14 protein-coding genes are annotated in these 13042 nt (G+C 73.1%); 6 read left to right on the top strand and 8 right to left on the bottom strand.

Annotation, left to right across the window (positions count from 1 at the left end):
* Positions 1-200: 200 nt before the first annotated feature.
* From ACIBK5_RS25450 to ACIBK5_RS25435, 4 genes are all read right to left on the bottom strand, one after another.
* On the bottom strand, positions 201-1499 hold the full coding sequence (locus tag ACIBK5_RS25450; RefSeq protein WP_399022762.1) for an MDR family MFS transporter: 1299 nt from the start codon (positions 1497-1499) through the stop codon (positions 201-203).
* Positions 1496-3301, bottom strand: coding sequence for an ABC transporter permease subunit (locus ACIBK5_RS25445; protein WP_399022760.1), 1806 nt, complete (start codon positions 3299-3301; stop codon positions 1496-1498). The genes ACIBK5_RS25450 and ACIBK5_RS25445 overlap by 4 nt, the downstream gene beginning before the upstream one ends.
* A gap of 113 nt (positions 3302-3414) precedes the next feature.
* Positions 3415-3951, bottom strand: coding sequence for a GNAT family N-acetyltransferase (locus tag ACIBK5_RS25440; protein WP_399022758.1), 537 nt, complete (start codon positions 3949-3951; stop codon positions 3415-3417).
* Positions 3952-3981: 30 nt separating this feature from the next.
* A complete protein-coding gene (locus ACIBK5_RS25435) occupies positions 3982-4437 on the bottom strand; it encodes a nuclear transport factor 2 family protein (protein ID WP_399022756.1) in 456 nt (151 codons plus the stop codon).
* Positions 4438-4577: 140 nt separating this feature from the next.
* Between ACIBK5_RS25435 and ACIBK5_RS25430 the strand changes: the two genes are divergently transcribed.
* Positions 4578-5342 (top strand): carbonic anhydrase family protein, encoded by a 765-nt coding sequence (locus tag ACIBK5_RS25430; RefSeq protein ID WP_399022755.1) that lies wholly within the window; start codon positions 4578-4580, stop codon positions 5340-5342.
* 57 nt (positions 5343-5399) lie between these two features.
* On the opposite strand, the gene ACIBK5_RS25425 is transcribed toward ACIBK5_RS25430, so the two are convergent.
* Positions 5400-6197 (bottom strand): VOC family protein, encoded by a 798-nt coding sequence (locus ACIBK5_RS25425; protein ID WP_399022753.1) that lies wholly within the window; start codon positions 6195-6197, stop codon positions 5400-5402.
* Between the two features lie 168 nt (positions 6198-6365).
* Here ACIBK5_RS25425 and ACIBK5_RS25420 point away from each other — a divergent pair, with 168 nt between their 5' ends.
* Positions 6366-7217 (top strand): class I SAM-dependent methyltransferase, encoded by an 852-nt coding sequence (locus ACIBK5_RS25420; RefSeq protein WP_399023067.1) that lies wholly within the window; start codon positions 6366-6368, stop codon positions 7215-7217.
* A 13-nt stretch (positions 7218-7230) separates the two neighbouring features.
* On the opposite strand, the gene ACIBK5_RS25415 is transcribed toward ACIBK5_RS25420, so the two are convergent.
* On the bottom strand, positions 7231-8028 hold the full coding sequence (locus ACIBK5_RS25415) for an SDR family NAD(P)-dependent oxidoreductase (protein WP_399022751.1): 798 nt from the start codon (positions 8026-8028) through the stop codon (positions 7231-7233).
* A 63-nt stretch (positions 8029-8091) separates the two neighbouring features.
* Between ACIBK5_RS25415 and ACIBK5_RS25410 the strand changes: the two genes are divergently transcribed.
* Together ACIBK5_RS25410 and ACIBK5_RS25405 are read left to right on the top strand one after the other, a co-directional pair.
* Positions 8092-8568, top strand: coding sequence for a DUF4396 domain-containing protein (locus tag ACIBK5_RS25410; protein WP_399022749.1), 477 nt, complete (start codon positions 8092-8094; stop codon positions 8566-8568).
* Between the two features lie 62 nt (positions 8569-8630).
* The gene (locus tag ACIBK5_RS25405) at positions 8631-8939 is read left to right on the top strand and encodes a hypothetical protein (RefSeq protein WP_399022747.1); all 309 of its coding nucleotides are present in this window, start codon (positions 8631-8633) and stop codon (positions 8937-8939) included.
* Between the two features lie 126 nt (positions 8940-9065).
* Here ACIBK5_RS25405 and ACIBK5_RS25400 read toward each other — a convergent pair whose 3' ends face one another.
* Positions 9066-10208 (bottom strand): winged helix DNA-binding domain-containing protein, encoded by a 1143-nt coding sequence (locus ACIBK5_RS25400; RefSeq protein WP_399022745.1) that lies wholly within the window; start codon positions 10206-10208, stop codon positions 9066-9068.
* Positions 10209-10351: 143 nt separating this feature from the next.
* Between ACIBK5_RS25400 and ACIBK5_RS25395 the strand changes: the two genes are divergently transcribed.
* Positions 10352-11026 (top strand): hypothetical protein, encoded by a 675-nt coding sequence (locus ACIBK5_RS25395; RefSeq protein ID WP_399022743.1) that lies wholly within the window; start codon positions 10352-10354, stop codon positions 11024-11026.
* Positions 11027-11174: 148 nt separating this feature from the next.
* On the top strand, positions 11175-11795 hold the full coding sequence (locus ACIBK5_RS25390) for a sigma-70 family RNA polymerase sigma factor (RefSeq protein WP_399022741.1): 621 nt from the start codon (positions 11175-11177) through the stop codon (positions 11793-11795).
* A 1-nt stretch (position 11796) separates the two neighbouring features.
* On the opposite strand, the gene ACIBK5_RS25385 is transcribed toward ACIBK5_RS25390, so the two are convergent.
* Positions 11797-13017: a cytochrome P450 gene (locus ACIBK5_RS25385; protein ID WP_399022739.1), complete on the bottom strand. Its 1221-nt coding sequence runs from the start codon at positions 13015-13017 to the stop codon at positions 11797-11799.
* Positions 13018-13042: the final 25 nt, after the last annotated feature.

Here is a 13042-nt window from a genome sequence, read left to right as displayed (position 1 = left end):
AACGTCGCAGCCGACCCAGGATACTGGCGCCGCGTGACCCATGATCTCCGCAGCGGGGGAGAGAGACGGTACGGTCCCGGAAATCCAGGAGCGGAGGAGTCACCCGGCGGGGTGACGGTGCGGTGCGCGCGGTTGCCGGGGGTGTCCTGCGCGAGCCTCGGGGCGCCGGGGGTCGTCTTCTGGTGCCTGTGCGTGCCGGGTCAGGCAGTCTCGTCCGTCTCCTCCGGCCGCTCCTCCCGGCGCGGCAGCAGAGCCACCGTCAGGGCCGGGACGGCCGCGAGAACCAGCCAGGGTACGGCGGGCGGGAGGCCGAGGTCGAGCAGGGAGCCGGTGGCCGCGCTGCCGGCCAGGACGATCAGGCCGGAGACGGAGGACAGCGCGCCCATGTAGAGGCCGATCCGGCCCTCCTCGGCGAGGTCGGGCACCCAGGCGCGGGCGGCGGGCACCACCAGCATCTGGCCCACGGTGAGCAGTACGACGAAACCCGCGGCGGGCAGCAGCCCGGCGGCACCCGTCCAGCCGACGGGGCGCGCCGCGGCCACCACCGTGAAACCGGCCGCGATCAGCAGCAGTCCGGCTGTCATGGAGCGGCGCAGGTCCAGCCGGTCGCCCGCCCAGCGGGTCACCGGCAGCTGAGTGAAGACCACCAGCACCGAGGACAGGGCGAACAGCCAGGACAGCGGCGCCTGGGAGCCCGCCGCGCGCTGCACCTCGTCCGGCAGGGCCAGATACAGCTGGTTGTAGGCGAGCAGGTACGAGCCGTACGCCCCGCACAGGGCCAGGAAGCGGCGGTTGCGCAGCAGCACGCGCGCCCCGCCCCGCTCCCGGATACGGACCCGGCCCGGGATGTGCTGCGGCATCAGCCACAGATGCCCGGCCAGGACCAGCACGAAGACCGCCGCACCGGCGAGGCACGCGGTGCGGAAGTCGACGGCGAGCAGCAACGCGCCGAGCAGCGGCCCGACGAAGGCCCCGGCCTGGCCCGCGACGCTGAACAGGGCCAGGAGCCGGGTGCGCGAGCCGCGTCCCTCCTCCTCCCAGACCACCGCCTGGCGGGCCACCTCGGACTCCACGGCGGGCGAGAACAGCGCGGCGGCGAAACCGATCACCAACACGGCGCCGATCACGGCCCCGCTCGCCTCCGCGTACCCGAGCCACGCGAACCCCGCGATCCGCAGCACACAGCCGGCCAGCACGACCGGCCGCACCCCGAACCGGTCGACGAGCCAGCCGCCGACCACGAACAGGCCCTGCTGGCTGAAGGTGCGCAGCCCGAGCACGAAGCCGACCAGCCAGCCCGCCATGCCGATCGCGGTGCCGAGGTGCTCGGCGAGGAACGGCAGTACGGCGTAGAAACCCACGTTGAAGGCGAGCTGGGTCAGGATCAGCAGCCGCAGCAGCGGCGTCAGCTCCTTCCAGAGCCGCCAGGTGCTCTCGCGCGGGGTCTTGGGCGCACGGGCGGACCGGCGGGCCGGCACGCGGGAGACGGGGTCGGTCATCGTTCTTCCGCCGGTGAGGTGGACACAGAGGTGGACACGGGGGCCAGGGGGGCGTCAGGACTGTTCCGCTGCGGGGGCAGGGCCCGCTCCCCGGACGGCCCGGCCGGGCCCTCGGGCCGCCTGCGCCGCCCGGGCAGCCGTACGCCGCCTGCGGCTGTCACCGCGAGCGCCCCCAGCAGGGCGAGTACGGCGGCGGGGAAGAGGACGGCCCACGGGGCGCGTTCGGCGTACGGCTGGTTCTCGGCGAGCAGCAGGCCCCACTCGGGGGACGGCGGCTGGGCGCCCAGGCCGAGGAAGCCGAGCGCGGCGAGGCTCAGCGCGATGCCGGGCAGCCGGAGCAGGGCGTGCTTGGCCACCGGCGACAGCACGGCGGGCAGCATCTCGTGCCAGAGCAGATACCAGCGGCCGGCGCCCAGCGCGCGGGTCGCGGCCAGGTGTGTGGTGGCGCGCTCCTGCCGCAGCAGCGAGGAGGTGTGGGCGGCCAGCGGGGACCAGGCCACGATGCCCACGGCGAACGCGGGCGTCCAGGGCCCGCTCCCCGCGACACCGGCGACGAGAAGTCCCGCCAGGACGGGGGGCACGGCGCTGACGGTGTCGACCAGCGGCCCGGACAGTCTCGGCAGCAGCCCCAGCAGCAGTCCCACGACGAGGGCGGCTGCGCTCACCGCGAGGGCGATGCCGAGGGTCGTCAGAGCGCCGTGGGAGACCCGGGCGAGGACGTCCCGGCCGAGCGCGTCCGTCCCGAACGGGTGTGCCAGGGAGGGGGCCCGCAGCCGGGCGAGGGTGTCCAGGGCGAGCGCGTCGCGGGGCAGCCCGAACCCGATGACGGCGGCGAGCAGCGCCCCGTAGAGCAAGGGCAGGGCGCGGCGCTCGGACGGGCCGGCGCGGTGCAGGGAGTGCAGCGCGCCGTCGCGCAGCGCGGGACCGATGAGCAGCCGGGCCGACAGCCGGGCGAGGGCCCCGGCGACGGCCGCGACCAGGACGAGGGCGAGGGTGCCGGTCTGCAGGACCGGCAGGTCCTGGGCGAGGGCGGCCTGGAGGGTGAGCCGGCCCAGGCCCGGGATGTCGAAGATCTGCTCGACGGCGACCGAGCCGCCGGTCAGGCCGACCACGAACAGGCCCAGATTGGGCAGCAGCCCGGGCACGCAGCGGCGCACCGCCTGCCGTGCCACGGACTTCGGCGGGACACCGCGTGCCGCGGCGGCCAGCGCCCACGGCTCGGCGAAGGCGCCGGGCAGCAGGTCGTCCAGCATCCGTCCGAGGATCGCCCCGGCGGGCAGACCGAGGGCCAGCGACGGCAGCACCATCCACTGCGGCCCGTACCAGCCGAGAGCGGGCAGCCAGCCCAGTTGGACGCCGATCACCGAGGCCAGCACGGAGGCGACGAGGAACTCGGGCAGCGCGGCCAGTACGGCCGAGGCCGTGCCGCCGGGGCGGCGTGCGGCGAGCCGCCCCCGCGAGCCGAGCCGGAGTGTGCGGGCGCACACGGCCGCGACCGTGCCCGCCGCGACGACGAGAGCCCCGGACATCAGCAGCAGCGAGGCGCCGAGCGACTGTACGACACCGGGCAGCACCTGGCCGCCGGACACCCATGACGTGCCCGCGTCCCCGTGCGGCAGCCCGCCCAGCCAGCGGCCCAGCAGCATCAGCGGGCCGTCGTCCAGGCCGAGTTGGTCGCGGATGGCGCGCAGTGTCTCGGGCGTCGGGTCGCGGTCGGCCGAGCGGGCCTTGAGCACCGTCAGGGCCGGGTCGGTGCGTGACAGCCAGGGCAGCAGGCCGATCGCGCCCACCAGGGCGGCCATGAGCACGGCCCGCCACAGCAGTGTCGGGGCGCCGCCCCGTGCGAGGGCGCGCAGGGCGGTGAGGCCCTTGGTCAGGGGTGAGTGCGAGGTGTTCAGTGTCGTTCCCGTGGTGCTCAGGCGAAGGGAATCTCGAAGTGCACCACGCCGCTGCCGCCGCCGGGCACTTCCTCCCGCTCGTCGCACACCACCTTGCCCAGGGTCCGCCACAGGCCCATCGCGCCGGGCGAGTGCGGAAATGTGTGCAGATAGACGGACCGGTAACCTCCGTCGGCCCGGGCGAAGTCGACCAGGCCCGCCACCAGCCTCCGGGCCAGTCCGCGCCGCCGGTGCGCGGGGCTGACGTACAGCCGCCGCAGTTGTGCGGTCTCGCCCGAGGGGTACCGCTCGGCGAGCCAGCGCGGGTTCGGCGGATGCGCCGGCCCGCGCGCGTCCAGCGCCCCGGTGGCCGCCACCGTCCCGTCCCGCTCGTCCACGGCCACCAGGAGGGTGTGCCGCGGCGGTTCGACGTAGAAGGGCACCGGGTCGATGATGTCGGCGTGCCAGCGCGGCACATAGCCGGTGTCGAAGTCGCGGTACACGGCGTCCAGCATCACCACCCGCGCCCCGTCGATGTCCGCAGGCGTGGCTTCCCTGATGCTGTAGTCATGCATTTGCGCATCATATGCAAATCACATGAACGCTCATTCGGGGGCCGCGGATGTGATGCCGGCGGCCGCAGCTGTGGTGCCGGGGGCCGCGGATGTGATCTGGCTCAGCACGCACTGCCAGCGCCCGTCCCGCTTCACGAACACGTCCGTCGTCCACTCGTCGGCGTCGTAGCGCTCTCCCCGGTAGTGGGCCGTGTTGGTGACCCGTCCGGTGACCACCGCCGTGTCGCCGTAGACGCGGACCCTGGGCCGGGTCCTGAGGCCCATCGCGGAGTGGGTGAGCTCCCCGGACCGGACGACGGAGAGGAACCTCTCCTTCGGATCGATCCCCGACTCGGAGACGATCACCCACTCGTCCGCCATGAAGCCCGCGATGCGTACGGGGTCGTTGGCGACGATCGCCGCCGCCCAGTCCCGCGCCAGATCGGTGAACGCGCGGACGGTGTCCTCGCCGGGTTCCTGAGCCGCCGCTTCGGGACCTTGGTTCATGTCGCGACCGTAACGCGTCAAGGCCGCGATCCGGGGTGTTCAGCAGTCCGGGTGACCTCGCGCGTCCCGGGCGTCGCCGAGGGAAAAGGATGCGGTCGTCGTTGCACGGCCGTCCGCCCGTCGACCGAAAGTGATCACCCGTGTCCCTGACCGCTCCCGCCCACTCCACCGTCGGCACCGCGCTGCAGTCCCAGAGCCCGGTCGACATCCGTCCGCAGGCCATCGACGTCTCGGCCCTGCCACCCCTGCGCCTGCGCCATCCGGCCCGGCTCACCATGCGTCTGCGCTTCGAGCGTCCGAAGCGGCACCGGCCCGACTGCGCCCGGGCCGAGGAGGGATCGGTGAAGGCCGAGCCGCCGCGCGGGCAGGACTGCCTGATGAGCGTCGGCGACGCCACCTACCACCTGGAGGACATCCACTGGCACACGCCGTCCGAGCACACCGTCGGCGGGGTGGCCTTCCCGGTGGAACAGCACCTGAAGTACGCACGGACGATCGGGGAGAGGGACGAGGACGGGGAGAGGGACGAGGACGGTGCCGGGGCCGGGACCGCGGCCGGTGCGAAGGAGTACGCGGTGCTCGCCGTGTTCATCCACCCGGGCGACGCCAACCGCTCCCTGGACCGGCTGCTGGAGTCCGCCCTCCGGAGCGAAGACCCCTGGGACGTCCCGGACGTGGCGATCGACACCCTGCTGCCGCCCTGCACCGAGTCGTACCGCTACCTCGGCTCCACCACGACCTGCCCCTACACCACCGGCGTGCGCTGGACCGTCCTGACCCATCCGGTCCAGGCGTCCGCCGCCGCGCTGGAGCACTACCGGAGCCTCTTCCCCGAGGGCAACGCCCGCGAGGTACAGCCGCTCGGGAAGCGGCGGATCGCCGGGGACATCCATCGCTGGTGGTGACTCCGCCCCCGGCACCAGGGCCGCCCCCGGCACCCGCTCACCGGGCGGCGGGGCGGTTCAGCCCTGGGCCGGGGTGAGCACCACGAAGTCCGCGTTCGCCGGGTCGAGGCAGACGGCCAGACGGCCGACGCCCTCAGCGTCCTCGGGGCCCATCTGTACGCTGCCGCCGTTCTCCCTGACCTTGGCCACCGCGGCGTCGCAGTCGTCGACGGCGAAGACCGGGTGCCAGTACGGCCGCCCGTTCGCCAGTGACAGGTCCGTCCTGCCGACCTCCATGAGACCGCCGTGCATCCGCTCCTCGGGCAGTCCGGCGGGGGTGATGAGGGTGTACGTACCCCCATCACCCGGCAGCGGCATGTCACTGAACCGCCAGTCGAAGAGTCCGCCGTAGAACTCCTTCGCGGCCGCCGCGTCGCTCGTGTACAGCTCGGTCCAGGACAGCGAGCCCGGCTCGTCGACCAGATCGAGGCCCTTGGTCGTCCCCGGCTGCCAGACGGCGAACTGTCCTCCCTGCGGGTCGGTGTACTGCGCCATCCGGCCCCATTCCTCGAGGTCCATCGGCGCGACGCGCACACTGCCGCCCGACTGCTCCACGGCCTTCGTCGTGGCGTCGGCGTCGGCGACGCTGAAGTAGAGCATCCAGGCCGAGCGCGCGCCCTCCTCGGTCAGCTTGCCGAGCCCGGCGACGATCTTGCCGTCCTTCCGGAACATCCCGCCCTCGAAGTCCTCGCTCTCGCCCATGGACTCGAAGTCCCACCCGAGCACGGCGCCGTAGAAGGCAGCGGCGGTCCGGACGTCCGGAGCGCCGAGGTCGAGCCAACAGGGGGAACCGGGGGCGAACTCGGTGGTGATCATGGCGATGCTTCCCTTCCGCAGGTCCTGTGTGCCCAGCGTGACACCGGGCACTGACAAGCGCCCGTCGGCCGCTCTCCGACGGGGGACCTCCGGTCGGCCGTGGAATCATCGGGGTTGTCGGCCGGTCGGGTGGTCGCGGAGTTCGGTGCGGTGAGGGTGGTGGCGGGCGTGGTGGTCGGCTGGGAGTGGGACGACACGTTGTTCTCGGGGACCGCCGCGTACTACGAGCGCGGACGGCTGCCGTACGCCGCCGGGCTGGCGGACGCGCTCGCGGAGGAACTTCCGCTCGACGGGGAGGGGCGTCTCCTCGACGTGGGCTGCGGGCCCGGGACCATCGCCCTGAGTCTCGCGCATCTGTTCGGCGAAATCGTCGGGGTGGACCCCGACAGCGGGATGATCGCCGAGGCCCGGCGCGGGGCCGCCGACCGGGGAGTGGGCGCCAGGACCCGGTGGGTGCGGGCGCGGGCCGAGGCCCTGCCCGCGGGGCTCGGGCTCGGCACGTTCGCCGTCGCCACCTTCGGCCAGTCCTTCCACTGGATGGACCGCGACCTGGTGGCCGCGACCGTCCGGGACATGCTCCTGCCCGGCGGGGCGCTGGTGCACATCGCGGACCTGAAGACGGAGCCCCGGACCGTCGACGGCATGCCCCACCCCGCGATCCCCTACGCGGGGGTGGACGCACTGGTGAAGCGGTACCTGGGGCCCGTGCGACGAGCGGGCCGCGGGGTGCTGGCGCAGGGGACACCGGGTGGGGAGGACGAGGTCTTCGTCCGGGCGGGCTTCTCCGGTCCCCGGCGTCTCGTGGTGCCCGGCGGGCAGTTGCTGGTGCGGAGCTTCGACGATGTCGTCGCCTGGGTGTTCTCCATGTCGTTCTCGGCTCCGCATCTCTTCGAAGGGCGCCGGGACGACTTCGAGGCGGACCTGCGGCTGCTGCTGCGCGAGGCCTCGCCCTCGGGCCGGTTCTCCGAACGGGCACCGAGCACGGAGGTCTTCGTGTGGCGGAACGGCCCGGCCGTCTGAGCGGGTTGCCGCGTCAGTGGACGGACATACCGCCGTCGACGTAGACCGACTGCCCGGTGACGTAGGCGGACGCCGGGCTCGCCAGGAAGACGGCCGCGCCCGCGAAGTCCTCGGCCAGGCCGTTCCGCCCGATCAGCGTGCGGTCGGCGAGGGCGGCCACCTTCTCCGGGTCCGACGACAGGCGCTTGTTGAGGGCTGTCATGACGAAGCCCGGCACCAGGACGTTGCAGGTGACGCCGCGCGGTGACCATGCCTCGGCCTGGGAACGTGCCAGCGACTCAAGGCCGCCCTTCGAGGCGCCGTACGCGCCGCTCTGCACGAACGCCCGGTGCGCCTGCTGCGAGCTGATGTGCAGGATGCGCCCGAACCCGCGCTCCGCCATGCCCGGGCCGAAGCGCTGCCCCAGCAGGAAGGGCGCCTCCAGGTTGACGGCCATCGTGAGGTCCCAGACGTCCTCGGTGAGTTCGTCCATCGGCGGACGCAGATTGATCCCGGCGCTGTTGACGAGAATGTCGGGCTCCCCGAACGCCTCGACCGCCCGCTCGGCGGCCATCCGCACACCCTCACGCGTGCTCAGGTCGGCGCTGACCCACGCGGCGCGGCAGCCCTGAGCCGTCAGCTCCTCGACCGTCGCGGTGAGCCCGGCCTCCCCGCGGGCCACGACCACCACGCTCGCGCCGGCGCGAGCGAGTGCCCCGGTGATGGCGCGACCGATGCCGGAACTCCCGCCGGTGACCACCGCGACGCGGCCGTCCAGGGAGAACAACTCGGAGAGATACGCCTGTGCCGACCGGGTCGCCTGTGTCGTCATGATCCGACACTGTATGCGGATCGATCACGGGGGGAGCACGCGGCTGCCGCATACTGGCACGTCATGGACCACACCCCGCACCACCCCGAAGGGCACCCGCGCGGGACGGCGTCCTGGGCGACCGCCGTGAAGGCGACACTGCACTGTCTGACGGGCTGTGCGATCGGCGAGATCCTCGGCATGGTGATCGGCACCGCGCTCGGGTGGGGCGATGTGCCCACCATGGTGCTGGCGATCGGGCTCGCCTTCCTCTTCGGCTACTCGTTCACCCTGTTCGCGGTCCTGCGGGCCGGCCTCGGCCTCAAGGCCGCGATCAGGGTCGCGCTGGCCGCGGACACGGTCTCGATCGCGGTGATGGAACTCGTCGACAACGCGATCATCGCGCTCACCCCGGGCGCGTTGGAGGCCCATCTCACGGACGGACTGTTCTGGTCCGCGCTGCTGGGCGGTTTCGCGGTGGCCTTCCTGATCACGGCACCGGTCAACAAGTGGATGATCGGCCGGGGCAAGGGCCATGCCGTCGTCCACGGACACCACTGACTCGATGTCACCGGTGGTGCGACGCAAGGGAACCACGCGACGCAACGGGCCGTTGCCCCCGCATGACGCATACCGTGTGGCAGGTCACCGTCGGAATACTGGGGACCGCGTCGGCCCTTTTCCTCGCCGATCGCGCGCTGTTGTGGGTGGAGGCCCGGGGCTGGATCTACTGGCGCAAGCGAAAGGGCCTGTCGGCCATAGGGGCCGACTTCCTGCAAGAGGGAGACCCCGCGGCGCAGGCGGCCAGGCGGGCCATGGAGCAGGAGAGGGTGCGCAAGAACGTGAGACCGGCGGAAGGGGATCCGTTCCGCGTGGACCTCGATGCCGGAGTGGTGCACATCAGGCCCCGGCGGCCTGAGGAGACGCCATGAGCGGGTTGCTCCCCCTTCTGGTCATCGCGGGTCTGGGCGCCCCGCCAGGGTCGCCGGGTGCCGCCATGGGGCTCTGGGCCCGCGGGAGCCGACCGCGCCGCCGTCGTGGGGTGCGGGGCAGGGGAGTCAACCGGCCTTGAGCAGTCGTACGTGTCCGGCGGGGAGTTTCGGCCACCAGTGGTGGTAGCGGCGGTAGGGCTCGGTGTCGCGGTCGGTCAGCAGACGTGTCAGTGAGGCGGCTTCCTCCGCGAGGCCGTCCCATGTGGTGGGCGGCAGGTCGTGGAACGCCGTGGCCTCGATGCCGCCGTCGATCGCGCGCCACACGCCGGCGACCCGGCCGTCGACCAGCAGGGTGGGCAGTACGTCACCGTTCACGCGGATCACCAGGCGGCGGTAGTCCGGGGGGATCACGCGGCTGCGGTCGGCGTGGGCCAGCAGGACGCTGTCCCACATGGCCATGAGGCGCGGCGGCGCCGGAGTGTCCGCCGGTGGGCGCGGGGCGTCCGGTACGTCGTACAGGACCGTCCCGTCCGGTCCGCGCAGTTGCTCCACCGCGCCGGACAGGGCGAGCAGCGTCTGCCGTATCGGCTGCCGCGGCAGCATGGCGAACTGGGCCACGTCCGCCACCGAGGCCGGCCCGAAGCCCCGCAGATAGCGCAGCACGAGCTGCCCGAGTGCGTCCGCCGCCGACTCCCGGCCCGTCGGCACGGGGCCGGTCCGCGCCGCGGCGAACGACGCCCGGGTGCCGAACGACCAGGGCCCGCCGGTCGGGAGGTGGAGCAGGGGCGCGTACCCCTTGAGCCCCCACCACGCGCCGGCCTTCTTGTCCGCGCCGACCCGTTCCTCCAGCCACGCCTGGAGCTCCGCGGCCGTCCGCGGCCGGTCGGCGAAGTCCAGCAGCTCCGGGACGAGCGCCTCGCCGTCGGCCGGTGTGAGCCCCGCGGCGGCGAAGCGGTGGCCCAGCCGTGAGGCGTACAGCATCTGCTGCGTCGCCTCACGGAACACCTGGTAGTCGTCCGCGTGGACCGCGTGCAGCGTGATGCGCATCAGGGTCGCCTTGACCACGTCGCGCCGCGCGAAGGCGTCGTCCAGCCCGGCCGGGGAGAAGCCGGCCAGCCGGTTCCACAGCGCCACATACGGCGAAGCGGCATGCTGCGCCTGGAGCGCCACCACACGCCGCACGGCCTCCCCGGCCTCCATCACCTCCCTGCCCAGCAGCAACTGACGGCCGAGGGTCGCCCGGTTGAGTTCCTGCGCGGTGATGTCCACGCCGGGGATTCTGCCGTGGCCCGGCCGGAGGCATCGATTCCTGGAAAGTGGCCTGGATCACATGTCGCCGATTGAGTGCCGGAACGGGGGGATGTCCGTACCCATGGGTGCAGGAGCGGGGCCGGATGCGAAGATGAGGCGCCATGACAGCTGGGTGGTGTGCTCGCACGACACGGGCCGCGGTGTTCGCGGCCGTCTGTGTCGTGCTCGCCGCCCTGGGGCACGTCATGATGTCCGGCGACCACGTCCCCCTGTCGACGCTGTTGGCCGGCTGGGCCGTGACGGGTGTCGCGGGTTGGTGCTTGGCGGGCCGCGAGCGCGGGCTCCGGCTGGTCGTCGCCGTCGCCGTGGTCGTCCAGACCGGACTGCACTCGGTGTTCTCGCTCGTACCGTCACCGGCCGCCGGGGCGGCGGGTGGCACGGACTCCATGGACATGGCCTCCACGGGGCATGGCATGGGAGCCATGAGCCATGGCATGGGATCCATGGGGCATGACATGGGCTCCATGTCTCATCACATGGGGCATACGGGACATGTCCCGGGCGGTGACTCGTCCCTCGGCATGCTCGCCGCCCACCTGCTGGCCGCGCTGCTGTGCGGACTGTGGCTGGGCCACGGCGAGCGGGCCGTCTTCCGTCTGCTGCGCGCCGTGGGGAGCAGGCTGGCCGCGCCGCTGCGGCTCCTGTTCGCCCTGCCCACGCCGCCGCCCCCACCCGTGCGTGTCCGGCGCCGGCCCTCGGACCGCGCGCCGCGCCTTCTCCTTCTCGTCCACGCGATCACCTCTCGAGGACCGCCCGCGGGGGCCGCTGCCGCCTGACGGCAGCCGGCGCTCCCGGGGCGGCATTCCGCGTGCCCCGGTCTCGGTCCCGCTGTCCGTACGTCACGCCGTACGGACGCGGCCGTATCCCCGCTCACCGGGTCGCACGCGTGTTCGCGTGGTCCCGGGATTCCGAGAAGGACACCAGGTGATCACTCCTGCCCTGCCCCTTTCGCACGAGAGAAATCCGTCGTCCGACGAGTCGATAACCGCCTGGGCGCTGGCCGCGCGCGGCGGCGACTCCGCGGCCGTCGACCACTTCGTGCGCGCCCTGCACCGTGACGTCATCCGCTACGTCGCCCATCTGTGCGCGGATCCGCAGGCCGTGGACGATCTGGCGCAGGACACGTTCCTGCGGGCGCTCGGCAGTCTGCACCGGTTCGAGGGCCGTTCCTCGGCACGTGTCTGGCTGCTGGCCATCGCCCGGCGTGCGGTGGCGGACAGCCTCCGGTACTCCGCCGTGCGCCCCCGCCCGGCCGATCTGCAGGACTGGGAACTGGCGGTCGAGCTCGCCCAGCCGCGCGGTCTGCCCGGCTTCGACGACGGCGTGGCACTGCTCGAGCTGCTGGACGGACTGCCTGAGGAGCGGCGCGAGGCGTTCGTCCTCACCCAGCTGCTCGGTCTGCCCTACGCGGAGGCCGCCGCGCTGAGCGACTGCCCGGTCGGCACGGTCCGCTCCCGGGTGGCCCGTGCCCGGGCGACGCTCATGGCCCTGCTGGCCGAGGCCGAGGAACCGGCGGCGGCGTCACCCGCCCTCGTCGCGGCCTGACTCAGCGCAGTTCCAGCGGCAGGCTGCTCAGGCCGTTGAGGAAGTTGGAGTAGATCGGCCGGACAGGGCCGGTCCGCTCCAACTCCGTGACGAGTTCGCGCAGCCCGGAGAGGACGGCGGCGATCTCGGCGCGGGCGAGGAAGGCGCCCAGGCAGAAGTGCGGGCCGTAGGCGAACGTGAGGTGCTTGTTGGGGGAGCGGTTCAGGTCCAGTGCGTCCGGGGTGTCGAAGACCAGCTCGTCGCGGTTGGCGGAGGCGTTCCAGACGGTGACGATGTCGCCCGCGCGGACGGGGAGGCCGGCGATCTCCGTGTCGGCGGTGGCGGTGCGCCCGGAGTGCAGCGCGGGCGTGGTCCAGCGCAGCATCTCCTCCACCGCCCGGTCGAGGCCCGCGTCGCCGTCCTTGAGCGCGCGCCACTGGTCCGGGTGCTCCAGCAGCGCCAGCACGGCTCCGATCATGGACAGCCGTGCGGTCTCGTCGCCGCCGAGGATCAGGCTGTAGCAGTTCAGCATGATCTCGTCGTCGTCCAGCAGGGCGCCGTCCACCTGGCTCGTCGTCAGCAGACCGATGACGTCGGAGTGGCCGGTGCCCCGGCGTTCGCGGGCCAGGTCGGCGAAGTAGAGCAGGATCTCGTTCTTGGCGATCCAGGCGTCGGCCGCCGTGGCGTCCGCGTGCTCCGAACCCAGCGCCGACGAGGTGAGGCTCAGGACGTGGTCCCGGTCTCGGTCGGGCACCCCGAGCAGGTCGCAGATCGCGCCCAGCGGGATGCCCGCGGCCACGTCGGCGGCGAAGTCGCAGCCGCCCCGCTCCAGGGCCTGCCGCAGCAGCCGGTCCACGGTGCGGCGCACGCTGTCCACGATCGGGGCGAGCGCCTTCGGCGAGAAGGCCCGCAGCAGCACCTTGCGCAGGTCGGCGTGGCGCGGGCCGTCGGTGATGGCGAGCATCCGCCCGGCCGCCGAGTCGCCGCCCGCGAGGAGCGTCTCCAGCACATTGCCGCCCTGCGAGGTGAACCGGGCGCTGTCCCGGTACACGGACGTCACGTCCGCGTGCCGGGACACCACCCAGAAGCCGGGCGCAGCGCCGGCCGCCGGGTTCCACCGCAGCGGCTCGTGCTCCCTCAAGTGGCGCCACACGCCGGTGAGATCGGCCTCGGCGTGCAGTTTCGGATCGGCCAGGTCGAGGCCGTCCAGTTCCTCCGGCGCGATCCTGCGGCGCGTGGTCATACGTGCCCCTTCTCCGTGCTCCGTG

It is taken from the genome of Streptomyces sp. NPDC050546, assembly GCF_044457425.1.
In the GTDB taxonomy this organism is placed as follows: domain Bacteria; phylum Actinomycetota; class Actinomycetes; order Streptomycetales; family Streptomycetaceae; genus Streptomyces.
This window is presented reverse-complemented; position numbering and strand designations above follow the sequence as displayed.